The 17,373-nt window shown below is 65.5% G+C and carries 13 protein-coding genes; 9 read left to right on the top strand and 4 right to left on the bottom strand.

Features of this window, described 5'->3' with window-relative positions; genetic code table 11:
• Positions 1-30: 30 nt before the first annotated feature.
• The gene (locus AC1DYM_RS14075) at positions 31-1,356 is read right to left on the bottom strand and encodes a hemolysin family protein (protein WP_477339304.1); all 1,326 of its coding nucleotides are present in this window, start codon (positions 1,354-1,356) and stop codon (positions 31-33) included.
• A 177-nt stretch (positions 1,357-1,533) separates the two neighbouring features.
• On the opposite strand from AC1DYM_RS14075, the gene AC1DYM_RS14070 reads away from it, so the two are divergent.
• On the top strand, positions 1,534-2,163 hold the full coding sequence (locus tag AC1DYM_RS14070) for a DUF47 domain-containing protein (protein ID WP_477339302.1): 630 nt from the start codon (positions 1,534-1,536) through the stop codon (positions 2,161-2,163).
• A 13-nt stretch (positions 2,164-2,176) separates the two neighbouring features.
• The gene (locus AC1DYM_RS14065) at positions 2,177-3,301 is read left to right on the top strand and encodes an inorganic phosphate transporter (protein WP_477339300.1); all 1,125 of its coding nucleotides are present in this window, start codon (positions 2,177-2,179) and stop codon (positions 3,299-3,301) included.
• A gap of 1 nt (position 3,302) precedes the next feature.
• Here AC1DYM_RS14065 and AC1DYM_RS14060 read toward each other — a convergent pair whose 3' ends face one another.
• A complete protein-coding gene (locus AC1DYM_RS14060; RefSeq protein ID WP_046966983.1) occupies positions 3,303-3,707 on the bottom strand; it encodes a hypothetical protein in 405 nt (134 codons plus the stop codon).
• Between the two features lie 75 nt (positions 3,708-3,782).
• Between AC1DYM_RS14060 and AC1DYM_RS14055 the strand changes: the two genes are divergently transcribed.
• Positions 3,783-4,142 carry an MGMT family protein gene (locus AC1DYM_RS14055; RefSeq protein WP_477339298.1) on the top strand — a complete coding sequence of 120 codons (360 nt, stop codon included), beginning with the start codon at positions 3,783-3,785 and terminating at the stop codon, positions 4,140-4,142.
• Between the two features lie 27 nt (positions 4,143-4,169).
• On the opposite strand, the gene AC1DYM_RS14050 is transcribed toward AC1DYM_RS14055, so the two are convergent.
• Complete coding sequence (locus AC1DYM_RS14050) at positions 4,170-4,460, bottom strand: hypothetical protein (protein ID WP_477339296.1); 291 nt, start codon at positions 4,458-4,460, stop codon at positions 4,170-4,172.
• A gap of 178 nt (positions 4,461-4,638) precedes the next feature.
• Between AC1DYM_RS14050 and recQ the strand changes: the two genes are divergently transcribed.
• From recQ to zwf, 4 genes are all read left to right on the top strand, one after another.
• Positions 4,639-6,456, top strand: a complete 1,818-nt coding sequence (gene recQ / locus AC1DYM_RS14045) for a DNA helicase RecQ (protein ID WP_046966981.1) — start codon at positions 4,639-4,641, stop codon at positions 6,454-6,456.
• Positions 6,457-6,522: 66 nt separating this feature from the next.
• Positions 6,523-8,187 carry a cation:proton antiporter domain-containing protein gene (locus tag AC1DYM_RS14040; protein ID WP_477339294.1) on the top strand — a complete coding sequence of 555 codons (1,665 nt, stop codon included), beginning with the start codon at positions 6,523-6,525 and terminating at the stop codon, positions 8,185-8,187.
• A gap of 65 nt (positions 8,188-8,252) precedes the next feature.
• Positions 8,253-10,079, top strand: coding sequence for a glycoside hydrolase family 15 protein (locus tag AC1DYM_RS14035; RefSeq protein ID WP_477339292.1), 1,827 nt, complete (start codon positions 8,253-8,255; stop codon positions 10,077-10,079).
• A complete protein-coding gene (gene zwf / locus AC1DYM_RS14030; RefSeq protein WP_477339290.1) occupies positions 10,076-11,944 on the top strand; it encodes a glucose-6-phosphate dehydrogenase in 1,869 nt (622 codons plus the stop codon). Before AC1DYM_RS14035 ends, zwf begins: the two co-directional genes overlap by 4 nt.
• Positions 11,945-12,109: 165 nt before the next feature.
• Here zwf and AC1DYM_RS14025 read toward each other — a convergent pair whose 3' ends face one another.
• Positions 12,110-13,948, bottom strand: coding sequence for a DUF3300 domain-containing protein (locus AC1DYM_RS14025; RefSeq protein ID WP_477339288.1), 1,839 nt, complete (start codon positions 13,946-13,948; stop codon positions 12,110-12,112).
• A 596-nt stretch (positions 13,949-14,544) separates the two neighbouring features.
• On the opposite strand from AC1DYM_RS14025, the gene AC1DYM_RS14020 reads away from it, so the two are divergent.
• Both AC1DYM_RS14020 and AC1DYM_RS14015 read left to right on the top strand, forming a co-directional pair.
• Complete coding sequence (locus tag AC1DYM_RS14020; protein ID WP_477339403.1) at positions 14,545-17,169, top strand: TonB-dependent receptor; 2,625 nt, start codon at positions 14,545-14,547, stop codon at positions 17,167-17,169.
• A gap of 23 nt (positions 17,170-17,192) precedes the next feature.
• On the top strand, positions 17,193-17,373 hold a 181-nt coding region (locus AC1DYM_RS14015), incomplete at its 3' end, for a hypothetical protein (RefSeq protein WP_477339286.1).

The following is a 17,373-nucleotide window of genomic DNA, read 5'->3' as shown; positions in this document are numbered from 1 at the left end:
ACGATCACGGGCGGCGCTTGAACGCCGGCTTTACGCGCCGTCTTCGGCGACGGCCTCACTCTCGCCCGCCATGCTGACCAGCAGCTTGTCGATGCGGGCGCCGTCCATATCCATCACCTCGAAACGGATCCCCTGCCACACGAAGGATTCACCCGCGCGCGGGATGTGGCCGAAATTCGTCGTGACCATGCCGGCCGCCGTGCGGAATTCGTGTTCCTCTTCGTTCGGCAGGCGGTCGAGCTGCAATAGTTCGCGCAGGTCGTCGGCCGGCAGGGCGCCATCGACCAGCCAGCTGCCGTCCTCGCGGCGAACGATCGGGCCATCGTGGGTCGTGTCGTCGGTAGACGGCGCAGTGGCGCCGACCACGGCCGACAGCAAGTCGTTGAGGGTGACCAGGCCTTCGATGTCGCCGTATTCGTCGACGGCCAGGGCCAGTTGGGTGTCGGCGTCGCGGAAGGACTCGAGCAGGTCCAGGGCACGCGCGGTCGCGGGGACGAAGAGGGGGCGCGAGACGTGTTTGAACAGGTCCACCTCACCGCGCTGCAAGGTGCTGAAGAGCGATTTCACCTCGACCGTACCGACGACCTCGCTTTCGTCGCGGCGGTAGACCGGGTAGCGCGAGAACGGTGTCTCGCGCAGCACTTCGAGATTGTCTTCCTGTGACGCGTTGGTATCGAGCCAGGCGATCTTCATCCGCGGGGTCATGACCGAACCGACGGTCCGGTCGCCGAGGCGAAGGACGCGGTTGACCATGTTGCGCTCGTCGAGGTCGAGGATGCCTTGCTCGGCGCTCTCGGCGACGAGCAGGCGAATCTCCTCTTCGGTGGCCGCCGAGGCGTCGCCACGGCGCAGGCGAAGGACGTGCAGGATGCCGCTGGACAGGTGGTTGAGAAGCCAGACCATGGGCAGGGTGATCCGGGAGATCACCAGCATGGGCATGGCGATCTGCGAGGCGATCCGCTCGGGCGCGGTCAGCGCGGCGCGCTTGGGCACCAACTCGCCGATGACGATCTGCACCAGGGACATCAGCAGGAAGCCGAGCAGCCAGCCGACGATCTTCGCGTAGGGCTCCAGCCAGGCGGGCTCGCCGCCATGGATGAGGGCGGTGAACTGTTCGCCCAGGGTATCGCCGGCCACGGCACCGGTGACCAGGATGATCAGGGTCATGCCGACCTGGACGGTCGACAGGAAGCGCTCCGGCGACTCGGCAAGGCGCAACGCCGCCGCGGACCGCCGGCTGGTGCGCGCCATCTGCTTCAGGCGGCTCTTGCGGGAGGCCACGACGGACATCTCGGACAGCGCGAAAAACGCGTTGCCGAGGGAAAGGAAGAGGACGAGCAGGATGTCGGAGAGCATTGGGGGATATATATCAGACCGGGGGGTGGGTGGTCGTGGTGTTGGGGGGTGTGGCTTCTTTGCTTTGTTGGCTTTTCCCCGATGAATCGGCTCCTACATGTACTGACTTCCGATGAATCGGCTCTCTTCCGGTAACATTGGCGTCATAAATCCCCCCAGGTTCCCCCAGGCGACCCCATGTTTTCACTCCAGACGATGTTCGGTAAGGGCGACAAGTTCTATGGCCTGCTCGAGGCGAGCGCCGAGGCGGCTCGCGAAAGCGCCAAGGCGATGCACGAGCTGGTCACCCAGACCGACCGGACCCCGGTCATGGCGGCCTTCAGCACGGCCCGCGCCCGCGAGAAGGCCTTGCATGGACAGATCGGCGAGGAACTGGTCAACACCTTCGTCACTGCGCTGGACCGCGAAGACATCGAGGCGCTGAACTCCGCGCTGTACAAGATCCCCAAGACCATCGAGAAGTTCGCCGAGCRCTACGTGATCGTCGCCGAGCGGCTCCAGGGCATCGACTTCAGCCAGCGCGCGGCCCTGCTCGAGCGGTCGGCCGAGGTGGTCGTAGCCATGATCGGCCAGTTGCGCAACGGCCTGAAGATCGACCCGGTGAAGAAGCTGCGCGATCAGTTGCAGGCACTGGAGTCCGAGGCCGACCGTCTCCTGCTCGACCCCTACCGTACGCTCTACGCCGAAGGCTCCGACCCCTTGAAAGCCATTCTGGCCAAGGATCTCTTCGAACTGGTGGAAAAGGCGGTCGACAAGTGCCGCGACGTCGGCAACGTCGTCTACGCCATCGTGCTCAAGAACTCCTGAGGGCGGCCGTCCCATGAGCATGGTCATCGCGGTCGTCCTGATCGCCCTCGCGTTCACCTATATCAACGGCTTCCACGACACGGCGAACTCCATCGCCACCGTGGTCGCGACCAAGGTCCTCACGCCGGGCCAGGCCGTGCTCCTGGCGGCGGTCACCAACCTGGCGGGTGCCCTCTGGGGTACCGCCGTCGCGGCGACGATCGCCTCGGGCCTGATCGATACCGGCGTGGTGGATGTCGGCTCGCAGCTGCTGATCAGCGCGCTGCTCGGCGCGACGATCTGGAACCTCATCACCTGGTGGATGGGCCTGCCATCCAGCTCCAGCCACGCCCTGGTCGGTGGCCTGTGCGGTGCGGCCCTGGCCGCGTCCGACGGCAACCTGCACTCGATCATCTGGTGGCAGGGCGGGGCCCACTGGTGGCTGGGCAAGGGCGTCATGCCCAAGGTCATCCTGCCGATGATGGTCTCGCCCTTCCTCGGTTTCGTCATCGGCTATGCGTTGATGGGCGGCCTGTACGCGCTGCTCGGCTTCTTCTCGAGCCGCAAGGGTCCGTTGCGCCGCTTCGGTCGCACCCCGTTCGTCAACAGCTTTTTCGGCAAGGCGCAGATCGTCTCGGCCAGCGCGATGGGTCTGTCCCACGGCATGAACGACGCGCAGAAGAGCATGGGCATCATCGCGCTCGCCCTGGCCGGCGCCACCGCGGCGGGTCACTTCGACCACCTGCCCACGATCCTGCATTTCCTGCGCATTCCGCACGACCCGGCGGCGCCCGGTGGCTTCCCGATCCCGGTCTGGGTCAAGGTCGTCTGCGCGCTGACCATGGCGGCAGGTACCGCGGGCGGCGGCTGGCGCATCATCAAGACGCTGGGCCACAAGATGGTCAAGCTGCATCCGATCAATGGCTTCGCGGCCGAGGGCAGCTCGGCGGCGGTGATCCTCACCGCCTCCATCCTCGGCGTGCCGGTGTCGACCACGCACAACGTGTCGGCGTCGATCATGGGTGTCGGCGCCGCTAAGCGCTGGAACGCCATCCGCTGGTCGGTCGTCGAGCGGATGGTCTGGGCCTGGATCCTCACCCTGCCGATCACGGCAGGTATCGGCTACGGCCTGGTCAAGCTCAGCCGTCTGTTCTTCTGACTCAGAGGGCGTCGGCCTCGCCGTTGACGACTTGTTCGAGCTGGTCGCCGGTGGCGCCCAGTTCTTCGATCAGGCGTGCGAGTTCGCGCTCGTCGAGGTAGTCGTAGGGCCGGTTCTCGCACAGGTGTAGATACGGCGAGCCGTCCAGGTCCGCCTCGGCGAGGTAGCCCGTGCGCTGCTCCCAGTTGAAGCGCAGGCAACGCCGCGCATCCACGCCGGCCAACGGACCGATCGGGGTCGACAGGCGCAGGAATCGCAGGCCTTCGGAATCTTCCAGCTCGGCCAGGTAGATGCCCTGGTGGCGTCCGTCCGGAAGCTCCAGGTCGAAGCTGATGAGGTAGGGCTCGTTCTGGCGGAGCTTGTGAACGCCGCCGACATGGGAGCGGATGGCCTCGAAGTGTCGCATCGCCGTGGGAAGTTCCGTCACTGGGGAGGGTCGATGGTACGCTCCCTGCCGTTTCCAGGCATGCACGAAACGACCATGACAGATGAACTCGACGACGACGAAGCCCGCGCGCTACGCGCGACACGGATCATCGACGCGGTGGCTGCGATCCCTCGTGGGCGCGTGGCCAGTTATGGCGCGATCGCCGCGCGGGCCGGCTATCCGGGGCGCGCCCGCCTGATCGGCCGCGTGCTCGGCGACGCGCCCAACCGACTCGACCTTCCCTGGCATCGGGTGCTCCGCGCCGACGGCCGGATCGGCATTCCGGCCGGCACCCAGGGGTTTCGCGAACAGTGCCGGCGGCTCAAGGCCGAGGGCGTCACCGTGAAGGATGGACGCGTGCCGATGAGCGCCTTCGGACTCGATCACGACCTCGACCGGGCCATCTGGGGATGACGCCGTGCGCGGTATCGTCAGGCGGGGTCATCGATAGGTGATGTCGACCACCTGCCAGGCGGCGGTGCGGTCGCGCTGCAACGCGTAGTCGAAGAGCTCGGCGCGAATCTGCTGCCTGGCGGACGCGATATCGAGGGGACGGACGGCGGCGAAGGCCTGCCGCCCTGGCGGACAATCGAGTGCGCCGTCCCGCAAAGGGCAGACGGGCTCGACGATATCGCCGGTGAAGACGATGCGACCGTCTTCGGCATAGAGGGGTGGGGCGCCCGTCGCGAAGGCGCAAGCGAGGCATGCAGCGGTAAGGCACGGAGTCTTCATCTTCCTTCCCCTTCGAAGGACACGAACAGCCGACGAGCCACCGAGGTCGGGCTCGGCTCCATTAGCTGCTCGAAGGCCTCGAAAGAACATCGCTTTCATCCCAAATCGGCGTAGGCCTACAGCCCGTTCAGCTGTCAGCAGATGACGGATGAAGGGCCCGGTTTGTTAGCATGGCGGGATGCAGTCCCAGGCCCACGACCTCCTTCACTCCGTTTTCGGTTACCCCGAGTTCCGCGGCCAGCAACAGGCCATCGTCGAGGAGGTTGCTAACGGCGGCGACGCTCTCGTCCTGATGCCCACCGGCGGCGGCAAGTCGCTGTGTTTCCAGATTCCCGCCCTGATGCGCCACGGTACGGGCATTGTCGTCTCGCCACTCATCGCCCTCATGCAGGATCAGGTCGACGCGCTGACCGAGGCCGGTGTTCGTGCCCGTTACCTCAATTCGAGCCTGGACTCGGCGACCCAGCGCGAGGTCGAGGAGCTCCTGCTCGCCGGTGACCTCGACATGCTCTACGTTGCGCCGGAGCGGCTGCTCACCGGGCGGTTTCTCGGCCTGCTCGATCGCATCCCCATCGCTTTGTTCGCCATCGATGAAGCTCACTGCGTCTCGCAGTGGGGCCACGACTTCCGTCCCGAATACCGTGAACTGGCGATCCTCCACGAGCGGTTCCCGGAAGTGCCGCGCATTGCCCTCACCGCCACGGCGGACGATCGCACGCGCGAAGAAATCGTTGAAAGGCTCGGCCTACACGCGGCGCGTCGCTTCGTCTCCAGTTTCGATCGGCCCAATATCCGCTACCGCGTGGCGCCACGGCAGAACGCACGGCGACAGCTGCTGGACTTCCTCGACGCGCATCGCGGCGAAGCCGGCATCGTGTATTGCCTGAGCCGCCGCAAGGTGGACGAGACGGCGGCCTGGCTGGTCGAGGCTGGCGTCGAGGCCTTGCCGTACCACGCCGGCCTCGACGGCGACACGCGTACGCGTCACCAGCAGCGCTTCCTTCGTGAGGACGCGGTCGTCATGGTGGCCACCGTCGCCTTCGGCATGGGTATCGACAAGCCGGACGTGCGCTTCGTCGCCCACCTGGACCTTCCGCGCAGCATGGAGGGGTACTACCAGGAGACCGGTCGTGCCGGTCGCGATGGCCTGCCGGCGGAAGCCTGGATGGTCTATGGCCTGGGCGATGTCGTCACCATGAGCCAGATGATTTCGCAGTCCGAGGCCGGCGACGATCGCAAGCGCATCGAGCGTCTCAAGCTCGATTCCCTGCTCGGCTTTGCCGAAGCGACGCGCTGCCGTCGCCAGTTGTTGCTCGAAGCTTTCGCCGAGGTCTATCCGCAGCCCTGTGGAAACTGCGACAACTGCCTGGTGCCGCCGACGACATGGGACGCGACGCTTGCCGCGCAGAAGGCCATGTCCTGCATTTATCGCAGCGGCCAGCGCTACGGCGCCGGGCATCTCATCGAGATTCTGCGTGGCGAAGCGGGCGAGCGCGTCCGCGATCTTCGCCACGACCAGCTCACTGTGTTCGGCGTCGGCGCCGACATGGACGCCACGCAGTGGCGGTCGGTGTTCCGCCAGTTGCTCGCGGCCGGTCTGATCGAGGCCGATCCCGAGGGGTACGGCACGCTGCGGCTGTCGCCGACGAGCGGCCCCGTGCTGAAGAGCGAACGCAAGGTATGGCTGCGCGAGGATGCGCGTCCGGCCAAGGGCCGCCGCACCTCGCGGCCGTCGCCGGCCACCACGGGCGGCTCGCTGGGCATCGAGGAGATCGAGCAGCCGCTATGGAGCGAACTGCGCCGCGTGCGCTCGGAACTGGCCAAGCAGCACGGCGTGCCGGCCTATGTCATCTTCCACGACGCCACCTTGCTGGCGATGCTGCGTGCGCTGCCGGCCAACGAAGACGAACTGGGTTCGATCAGTGGCGTGGGCGAGAACAAGCTCAAGCGGTACGGCAAGGATTTTCTCGCGGTGCTGACCGCTAGCGGAGCTTGAGGATCTTCTCAGGTTGCATGGTCCGCTAGTCGTCCCCAATCTTGAAGGGTTGATCAGGGAGCTGCCATGCACGACGCCACGCCACTCATCGCCACCATCGTCGGCGGACTCGTCCTCGCTTTCATCTTCGGGGCCATCGCCAACCGCCTTCGATTGCCGGTACTCGCCGGCTATCTCGTCGCCGGTGTCGTCGCTGGCCCTTTCACTCCCGGCTACGTGGCCGACGCCGGCATCGCGCAGGAGCTGGCCGATCTCGGCGTGATCCTGCTGATGTTCGGGGTGGGCCTGCATTTCTCGTTGAAGGACCTGCTCTCGGTCAAGGCGATCTCCATTCCCGGCGCGGCCGTGCAGATGGGCGTCGCTACGGGCCTCGGCATGCTGCTGGGCTGGGGGCTGGGTTGGCCGCTCGCGCAGGGTTTCGTCTTCGGCCTGGCGCTGTCGGTGGCGAGCACGGTCGTCCTGTTGCGCGCCATGGAAGAGCGCCGCTTGCTCGACAGCGATCGCGGTCGCATCGCGGTCGGCTGGCTGATCGTCGAAGACCTCGCCATGGTGCTGGCGCTGGTCTTGCTGCCGGCCATCGGCGGCTTCCTCGGGTCGGAGAAAGGCGGTGCCGCGCCCTCGATGGGTGAGCTGTTCGAGACCGTGGCCTGGACAGTCGGCAAGGTCGTGGTCTTCGTCGCCCTGATGCTCATCGTCGGCAAACGGGTCATCCCCTGGACGCTGCAGGCCGTGTCGGCCACGGGATCGCGCGAACTGTTCCGACTCGCCGTGCTGGCGATGGCCCTGGGCGTCGCCTTCGGCGCGGCCCATCTGTTCGATGTCTCGTTCGAGCTGGGCGCCTTTTTCGCCGGCATGATGATGGGCGAATCGAAACTCTCGCAGCAGGCTGCGGAGGAGACCCTGCCGTTGCGCGACGCCTTCGCCGTGCTCTTCTTCGTCTCCATCGGCATGCTGTTCAATCCGCACATCCTCGTCGAGCATCCGTGGGTCGTACTCGCTGCCTGCCTGATCATCATCGTGGGCAAGTCGGCCGCGGCGTTCGTTATCGTGCGGGCCTTCGGCCGGCCGGTGAAGACGGCGCTGACGATCGCCACCAGCCTTGCACAGATCGGCGAGTTCTCTTTCATCCTCGCCGCGCTCGGCGTCTCGGTTGGCCTGATCAGCGCACAGGCGCGCGATGTCATCCTCGCGGCAGCCATCGTCTCCATCCTGGTCAATCCGCTGCTGTTCGTGGCGCTGGATCGCTGGATCGCCAAGCACGATGCGGACGCGCCCGACCAGCATCCGGCCGCCGTCGGTGGTCACACCGTGCTGGTCGGTTTCGGTCGCGTGGGGCGCCGCGTGTTCGCCGAGCTACGCGAGGCTGGCGCGCGCGTGCTCGTCATCGAAACCGACGAGGACGCCGTGCGGACCCTGCGCGACTCGGGCGAGGCGGATGTGGTGATCGGTAACGCCGCCGCGGCGCTGGTCCTGGCCGAGGCCAATCTCTCCAGTGCGCGTGCGCTGATCGTCGCCGTGCCGGACCCCTTCGAGGCTGGACAGGTGGTGCGTGCCGCGCGTCAGCTTCGCGCCGATTTGCCGATCGTGGCGCGTGCGCATTCGCAGGAGTGCATGGATCACCTTGCCGGGCTCGGTGCGAGCGAGGTCATTTACGGGGAGCAGGAACTTGCGCACAGTCTGTTCGAAGCCGCACGCGGCGATCGCTCGCCGGTCGCGACATCCGGTCACTGATCGCTACGCGGTCCTAACGTCCCGGCGACTACCGTAAACGGAATAGCGCCCACGACGAGGACCCCATGGCATCCCGGATCGAAGACTACGCAATGCTCGGCAACTGCCGCAGCGCCGCCCTGGTTTCGCGCGATGGTTCGATTGATTGGCTATGCGTACCGCGCTTTGATTCGGCCGCCTGTTTCGCGGCCCTGGTGGGCGACGAGAGCAACGGCCGCTGGCGCATCGCCCCGGCCGATCCCGACGCCACCTGTGAGCGGCATTACATCGACGGCAGCCTCGTGCTCGAAACGGAATGGCGATGCGCCACCGGTCGCGCCCGTGTCATCGAGTTCATGCCCTTCGCCGACGAACAGGTGGGCGTGACCCGGATCGTGGAGGGCATCGAAGGGCGCGTGGATTTCGAAAGCGTCCTCACCATCCGTTTCGATTACGGCAGTGCCTTGCCCTGGGTGAGTCGCCTCGACGAGCAGACGATCACCGCCGTGGCGGGGCCTGACCTGCTCGTGGTCCGCAGTCCGATCTCGGTCGAAGGCGAGGGCATGCACAGCGTCGCTCGTTTCGCCGTCAGTGCGGGCGACTCGGTGCCCTTCGTCATGGCCTGGGGCCCCTCGCACCTGCCGCCGCCCGAGGCGCTGGATGCCCGGCAGGAACTGAAGGACTCGCTCGCTTTCTGGGAAAACTGGTCCGGTCGCTGCAACGACTCTGGCGAATGGAGCGATATCGTCCGTCGCTCGCTGATCGTCCTCAAGGGCCTCAGCTATCTGCCCACCGGCGGCATTGTCGCCGCTCCCACGACCTCGTTGCCCGAACAGCTCGGCGGCCAACGCAACTGGGACTATCGCTTCTGCTGGGCCCGCGATGCCACCTTCGTGCTCTCGGCGTTGGTCAATGCCGGCTACCACGACGAAGCCAGTGCCTGGCGCGAGTGGGTGCGCCGCGCCGTCGCCGGGTCGCCCGGCCAGTTGCAGGTGCTCTATGGGCTGGCCGGCGAACGCCGCCTCGAGGAGTTCGAACTGCCCTGGCTGTCGGGCTATGAGGGCGCCAAGCCCGTTCGCGTCGGCAATGCAGCGTCGGCCCAGTTCCAGCTCGATATCTTCGGCGAGCTGGTCGGCGCGTTCGACCATGCGCTACGTCACGGGGTGGCCTTGCAGCCGGATGCCGATGACGTGCAGTCGGTCTTCCTCGAGCACCTCGAGAGCATCTGGCGTCACCCGGACGAGGGTATCTGGGAAATCCGCGGCGAGCCGCGTCATTTCGTCCATTCCAAGGTCATGGCGTGGCTGGCGTTCCAACGTGCCGCCGAGCAGGACCGTGACGGCCGCGACCCGGGTTTCACCCGGCGCTGGCGCGGCGTCGCCGACGAGATCAAGGCCGACATCCTCGCCAAGGGCGTGGATCCGGTGCGTGGTTGTTTAACCCAGTCCTATGGATCGACCGAACTCGACGCCAGCCTGCTGCTGGTGACCCTCACCGATTTTCTCCCCCCGGACGATCCGCGCATTGTCGCCACGGTCCGGGCTATCGAGGAAGATCTCCTCGTGGAAGGCTTCGTTCGCCGCTACGACACGCGCAGCGGCGTCGACGGGTTGCCGCCGGGCGAGGGGGAATTCCTCCCATGCAGCTTCTGGCTGGTGGAAAACTACGTACTGCTGGGCCGCCTGGACGAGGCGAGGACGCTTTTCACTCGACTTGTCGGCTTGTCGAACGACCTCGGATTGCTCGCAGAGGAGTACGATCCTCGGTCGAAACGACTACTGGGCAATTTCCCACAAGCCTTTTCCCACGTAGCGTTGGTTAATGCCGCTTTCAGTCTCGCGCATGGTTATAGCGCGACTGCCGACAGCCACGCTTCCCCCCATACCACCGATCCCCAAGGAGCCCGTGCATGAGCCAAGCCCAATCGAAGCGCGTCACCTCGCGCGCTCACCCGGCCGACCCGTGTACCGTCGTGATTTTCGGCGCTGCCGGTGACCTCACCAGCCGCCTCGTCGTACCCGCCTTGTACAACATGCGCCGCACCGGCCTGTTGTCCGACAATTTCTCCGTGATCGGTTTCAATCACGGCAAGATGGCCGATAACGCGTGGAAGAAGAGCCTGCACACCGCGCTCGAGCGTTACGTCAGCAACGCGGGCGCCAAGCTCGATGACGACGCGTGGGGCTGGCTGAGCAGCCAGATGAGCTACCACGCGGGCGATTTCGACGACCTCAGCGCCTTCCAGAGCCTGGCCACCAAGCTCAAGGATGCCGAGCGCCGCCGCGGCACCCAGGGCAACGTATTGTTTTACCTGGCGACGCCGGAGCGTTTCTTCGGCGACGTGATCGAGCAGCTGAAGAATGCCGGCCTGGTCGACGATGGCGGTGCGGACGGTCGTTTCTGGCGCCGCGTGATCATCGAGAAGCCGTTCGGTCACGATCTCGCCTCGGCGCATGCGCTGAACGAACGCATCCTCAAGGTGCTGCGCGAAGACCAGATCTATCGCATCGATCATTTCCTGGGTAAGGAAACGGTGCAGAACATCATGGCCTTCCGCTTTGCCAACGGCCTGTTCGAGCCGATCTGGAATCGCGATCGCATCGACCACGTGCAGATCACCGTGGCCGAGACCGTGGGTGTCGAACGCCGCGGCTCGTTCTACGAGCAGACCGGTGCGCTGCGTGACATGGTGCCCAACCATCTGTTCCAGCTGCTGGCGATGGTGGCGATGGAGCCGCCCACCTCGTTCGATGCCGAAGCCGTGCGTACGCGCAAGGCCGAGACCATCGAGGCGATCCGTCCCATCCAGCCCGAAGACGCCGTACGCGGCCAGTACGGCCCGGGCGCGGTGAACAACGAGCTCGCTACGTCGTACCGCGACGAGCCGAACGTCGCACCGGATTCGGTCACCGAGACCTTCGTGGCGCTGAAGCTGTCGATCGACACCTGGCGCTGGTCGGGCGTGCCGTTCTACCTGCGCACGGGCAAGCACATGGGCCGCCGGACGACGGAGATCGCCATCCGCTTCAAGTCCGCCCCGTTCGCCCCGTTCCGTGGCACGGGCATGGACGCGTTCGGTCCGGACTGGCTCGTCTTGCAGATCCAGCCGGACGAAGGCATCTCGTTGCAGTTCGACGTGAAGCGTCCTGGTCCTCGCGTGGAACTCGCGCCGGTACGCATGGACTTCAAGTACGCCGACTGGTTCCGTGCCGAGCCGAACGTCGGCTACGAAACGCTGCTCTACGATTGCATGACCGGCGACGCCACGCTGTTCCAGCGTGCCGACATGGTCGAGGCGTGCTGGCGCGCCGTGCAGCCGATCCTCGACGACTGGGCACAGCGCACGCCGGCCGATTTCCCGAACTACGCCTCGGGCAGTGCGGGTCCGGCCTCGGCCGACACGCTGCTGGCATTGGGTGGCCGTTCGTGGCGCCCGCTGAATTCCGCTGCGGAACTCAACGCACGCCGTACCGCCAAGCCCAAGGTGGATGCTTCGGCCTCCGCTGAAAAGAAGGCCGCGGCCAGCAAGACGACCAAGCGTGCACCGGCACGGAAGACGACGCGTGCCACTGCGACGAAGGCCGCACCGGCACGCAAGGCGGCGGTGAAGAAGGTGGCGGCGAAGAAGGCAGCTGCGAAAAAGGCGCCTGCCCGGAAGGTCGCAGTGAAGAAAACGCCGGTGAAGAAGATCGCGGCAGCTCGCAAGGCTGCGCCGGTGAAGAAAGCTCCGGTGACCGTGAAGAAAGCGGTGGTCGCCAAGCGCGCACGCAAGAAGTAACGGCGTCGCCTTCGTTCGATGCAAAGGGCCCGGCTTGCGCCGGGCCTTTTTTGTTGGGATGGCGGTGGGACTTACTGTGGGAGCGGGCTATGCTGGCGAGGGGAGGGTACGGCTACACCGCTCCGTTGGCTTTTCGCCGATGAATCGGCTCCTACATTTACCTGATCAACCGCCGTGCTCGTCTTTTTTGTCGTGATGTTGCGGCGCCGGCCTGGGCGCGGGCGCATGGTTTTCGTGCTGTGGTTCCGGACGTTGCTGCGGTGTGGCCCGTTGCGGCTCACGTTGGGGTTCCGCACGCTGCGGTTGGGGGCGTGGCTGCTCGACGCGTTGCGGCATGGCCTGCGTTGGGCGTTCCTGACTGGCGGGGCGCTCGACCTGAGGCTGACGCTGCGGTTGAGGGATGGCTTGCGGTCGCGCTTCGGCGGCGGCCCGCGGTTGCGCTTGCGCGCGTGAACGATCCGCTTCGTCTGCGCGTGGGTCGATACGTTGCGGCTGTTGAGGCTGCTGGGCAGTCGGTAGCGGACGAGCGTCCTGCCGCGCGGCCTGGGCGCCACGCTGCTGCTCGCGAGGATCCACGCGCGGTACCTGGCCCACTTGGCCGCCGACCTGCTGGCGGGGATCGAAGCGCGTGGGCTCGCCGCGTTCGATGTTCTGCGCCGGCGCGTTCTGCCCAGGGCGGAACGCTTGGCCGGCATTGGCGCTGCGTACATCGGCAGGATTGCCCGGACGCCCGGCGAATTCGGGTCCGCGCCCGTCGGCACGCTGTCCTTCCGCGCGTGCTGCCTGCGGCGGTGGCAGGGCCGGTCGCGCATTGGGCGCGGTGGGATGTGTCATGCCGGCGGTGAATGTCGGCCGCTGCATGTGCGCGTAATCGGGCGGCGAGGGCCGTGCGGCGTTCGCGATCGGCGCCGCCTGCCGACGAGGGTCGATGGGATGGTTGGCGAAGCCGTTGTTGGTGGTGTTGTTGAAGTCGTGCCGATTGTCGATGTGGTTCGAACGATCGACATGCACCGAGCGATCGATGTTGACCGTGCGGTTGATCACCGTGGTGCGATTCACCGGATAGGGATGGTTGTCGTAGACGATGGCCGGACGACCACCGTAGTGCGGACCGCCGGGGCGACCACCACCCCAGGAGGTGTTCCACGCATTCCAGCCCCAACGCGGCGGTTCGCGATGCCCGTGCGAGGCGAACAGCTCCCCGACCAGGATGCCCGCGCCGAACGAGACCAACCCGGTGGCGATGAGGTCGTCACGGCGGGGCGGCGCCTCGTACCAGCCCTGCGAATACACGCGGGTGACGATCGGCTCGCCATACACCGCATCGGGATCGTAGTCGGGCACGTAGACCACGTCGGACTCGGCGGGCTCGATGAGGATGGTCTGCGCGGGTGCCGCGACGATGCCACCGTCCTCGGCGACGGTCTCGTCGTCGGAGGGCCCGCGCGGATCGATCTGTACGGTCTGCTGGGCGGAGTTCTGCAAGTTGCCGTGCGCGCGGGCGCGACCGCGCATGACCTGGATCGCATTCATCACGTCCGTGGGCTCGCTGGTGTAGGCGGCGCCCAGCGCAGCGGTCCACTCGGTGTTGTTGGCGAGCTGGTCGAGTACGGCCGGAAAGGCGACCAGCGACTTCACGCTGGGGTCCCAGGGCTGACTGTCGGCGGCATCGATGAGCGCGCTACCGGTCAGGTTGCGGTTCTGCTCGAGGAAGTCGCGAGCGGCCGCGACATCGTCGGGGTGCGTCGATGCGGCCAGCGTCTGTGCGACAAGGCGGTCGGGGAACAGGGCAATGGGTGCCACCAGGGCGAAGAGTTGTTCGGCTGTCGGTGCCTGGTACGCCGGTGCCTGGGTCGCGGCCGGTGCGGGTGCGATAGCGGTCGTTGCGGCTACCGGCGCCTGTGGATCGGCCGGTGCCTCCCGCTGGCAGCCGGCAAGGCCGCCGATGAGTGATACGGACAGAGCGGACATCAACGAGATATCCCGTGCGAATCGCTTGCTCACCATGAGTTCCTTTGCTCGTGCGTCAGGCCGTGTTGCATTCAGCTTCAATGAGTCGAGGTGACTGATGGCTGTCTGAAAAGCGATTCCGCAAGGACTTGCCGATGTCGTTCATCGGCGCGTTGGCATGGATTCGTGTTGTTTTTACGCTGCATCGCAACAAAGCGGGTGTCTGACCGACGCCTCACGTCACGCTGCTCATGGACGATCTGAAAACATCATCCAAAGCAGCTATTTACGATATGGCATCGAATGTCCTGCCTGCGCATGGATCGATCCAAATGCCCCATGAGAATTTCCGCATTGCAGTATTTTCGTTATTTCACTAAAGCCATTTACTACAGTGACTTGCGATCATTTGTCTGACTTTAGATCGAGTTAAAAAATCGGTTGACAACGTTGTCACCGGACACTAAAAATCCGCTGCGTAACAAGGTTGCAACAGCAACACGCTGCGGTCCCCCCAGCGGCAGGGCAAGCGACACATTCAATGGAACGAACGACGAACGCAGGCGAAAGCTTGCGCGGTGTCGTTCGTCCCGAAAAAACATTCTCATCCCCAGGAGATAGCAGTGAATTACCGGATCAGCGCCCTTTCCATGGCCATCATGGCCGGGCTGTTCGCCACGGGTACCGCCATGGCGCAGGACGCCGGCGCGACGCCCCCGCCCGCCACGACCGCCAAGAAGGCTGAGCCCGCACCGGCACCGGCACCGGCGACGGATGCCAACGCGCAGAACGCGGCCAACCTCGAGGGCGTGACCGTCACCGGTATCCGCGCCAGCCTGCAGAAATCGCTCGACCTCAAGCGCAACTCCGACTCCATTGTCGAAGCCATCTCGGCCGAAGACGTGGGCAAGTTCCCGGATCGCAACGTGGCCGAATCGCTCTCGCACCTGCCGGGTATCAGCGTCGACCGCAACTTCGGCGAAGGCGACAAGGTCAGCATCCTGGGTACCGACCCGGCGCTCAACCGCCTGCTCCTGAACKGCCAGACCCTGGCGTCGACCAACTGGACGTCGGACCCGAACAACCCGGACAGCCGCTCGTTCGATTACAGCCTGCTCACCTCGGAAATCATCGGTAACGCCCAGGTCTACAAGACCCCGCAGGCGAACATCGACGAGGGCAGCATCGGCGGCACCGTCATCGTCAACACCCGCAAGCCGCTCGACCTCAAGGCGAACACGCTCACCGGCAACGTCAGCTACGGCTATAACGATCGCGCCGACACCGGCAAGCCGAACGCCTCCATGCTGTACAGCTGGAAGAACAACGACTCCACCTTCGGCGTGCTCGGCTCGGTCATGCATTCGGACCGCATCATCGATCGCCAGGGTACCGAGGTCTTCGGTTACCAGCGTGCCAACGATCCGACCGATACGGATCCGAACCACCAGTTCAATCCCAACGTCGTCGCGCCGGGCACCAAGGGTGTCTACCCGACCGCGATCAACACCGCGTGGTTCCAGCAGCAGCGCAAGCGTGACGGCGTGTCGACCGACCTGCAGTGGAAGCCGAACGACGCGTTCGAGTTGAACTTCACAGGCCTGTACGTCACCGAGAAGTTCGATAACTTCAACCAGAGCCATTACGGTGACTGGTCGGGTAGCGCGCCGCAGGCCACGGCCCTCGGTTTCCAGAACGGCGTCGCCACCAGCGGCTCCTACGGCCCGGGCGCGTCGACCTACCTCGACGGTTACGAGCGCGAGTCCAAGGTCAACACCGGCACCGCGCAACTGCGCGCCGATTGGTACGGTGACGGCTGGTCGGCGACGAGCCAGGTCGGCTACACCGGTTCGACGGGTGGTTCGGAAGGCATCTGGAACGCCCAGTTCCAGGGCTTCGGTGGCTACAACTGGAACCTCGACGGCCAGCACCCGCAGATCAATTTCAACAGCCCGGACAATCCGGGGGCAATGCTCGCCCACGGTGCGGGTTTCAGCTACGCACCGAGCTACGATCGTGAGCGCTACTTCCAGACCGACTTCCGCCACGACGTGTCGTGGGGTCCGCTGAACCAGATCGAGGTCGGCATCAAGGCGACCAACCACCTCAACGGCCAGGACGCCTATGCGGCACGCATTCCGTCGCCGGATGGCAGCGGTGTCTCGCTGTCCGATGTCCTGGGTGGCGGCACGCCGAGCGGCTACCTCGGTGGCCTCGACGGCACGAGCAGCATGGCCAACTGGAGCACGATCAGCGCGGGTGGCCTGAAGGACTACGTCAACAGCCTCGTCACCAGCGTTCCGCTCGATCCGAAGGCCACCTACAGCATCGCCGAGCAGAACCGCGCCTTCTACATCCAGGGCGACTTCTCGGGCGATTCCTACCGCGGCAACCTCGGCGTGCGCTACTACCGCACGCGTGACACAGTCAACGGTTACAACAGCATCGGCCCGGATCAGTACGCCCCGGTGAACAAGCGCAGCGCGTATCACGACTGGCTGCCGTCGTTCAACATCGCCTATGACCCGATCGAAGACGTGACCCTGCGTTTCGCCGCGGCACAGACGATGGCCCGCCCGCGCTACCAGGAGATGACCCCGTACATCGCGCTGGACGACCGTACGCTGACCGGCTCGGGTGGCAACACCGACCTCAAGCCGTACAAGTCGACCAACTACGACGCCTCGGCCGAGTGGTACTTCTCGGAGAACAGCGTGCTGTCCGCGGAGTTTTTCTTCCGTCGCATCTCCGGTTACATCCTCAACACCAACGTCAAGCAGACGCATTACAACCTGACCAACCTGCGTGACGACGTGTACGACATGGAAGTGCCGGTGAATGCCGGCGTGGCCAAGGTCAAGGGCATCTCGCTGACCTACCAGCAGGTGTTCAAGTACGGCTTCGGCATGCTGGCCAATTACACGTACTCCGACGCCAGCACGAGCAACGACTTCCCGCTGCCGTACAACTCGAAGAACGCGTTCAACCTCAGCCCGTACTACGAGAAGGGTCCCTGGGATGCGCGGATCACCTACAGCTGGCGCTCGGCGTACTTCACGCAGATCGCCCAGTTGGAGTCGGCGCAGATCACCGGTATCTTCCGTGAACTGGATGCGTCGATCGGCTATCAGGTAAACGACCACATGCGTATCTCGCTCGACGGCACCAACCTGCTCGACGAAACGTACTACGTGTACAACAACACGCCCGCCGAGCCGCTCAATGCTTACAAGAACGGCCGTACGTACACGCTGACGCTGGGCTTCAAGCTGTGATGCGCCGCGCGTCGCTGGCGGTGGTGGCCTGGCTCGTTGCCGGCGCCGCCACGGCAGCCACGCCGGTGGAGAGGGACCTCTCCACCGGCTGGCAGTTCCGCCTCGCTCCCGGGGCGGCGCCAGCGATCGCGCAAAAGGCCCCGACGGACTGGCAGCCGGCCATCGTGCCGGGTGCCGTCCAGACGGACCTGCTGGCGCTGGGAC

It is taken from the genome of Luteibacter sp. P1_D3 (assembly GCF_056406135.1).
The sequence above is the reverse complement of the archived record's forward strand: the minus strand, read 5'-3'. Positions and strand labels throughout refer to the sequence as shown.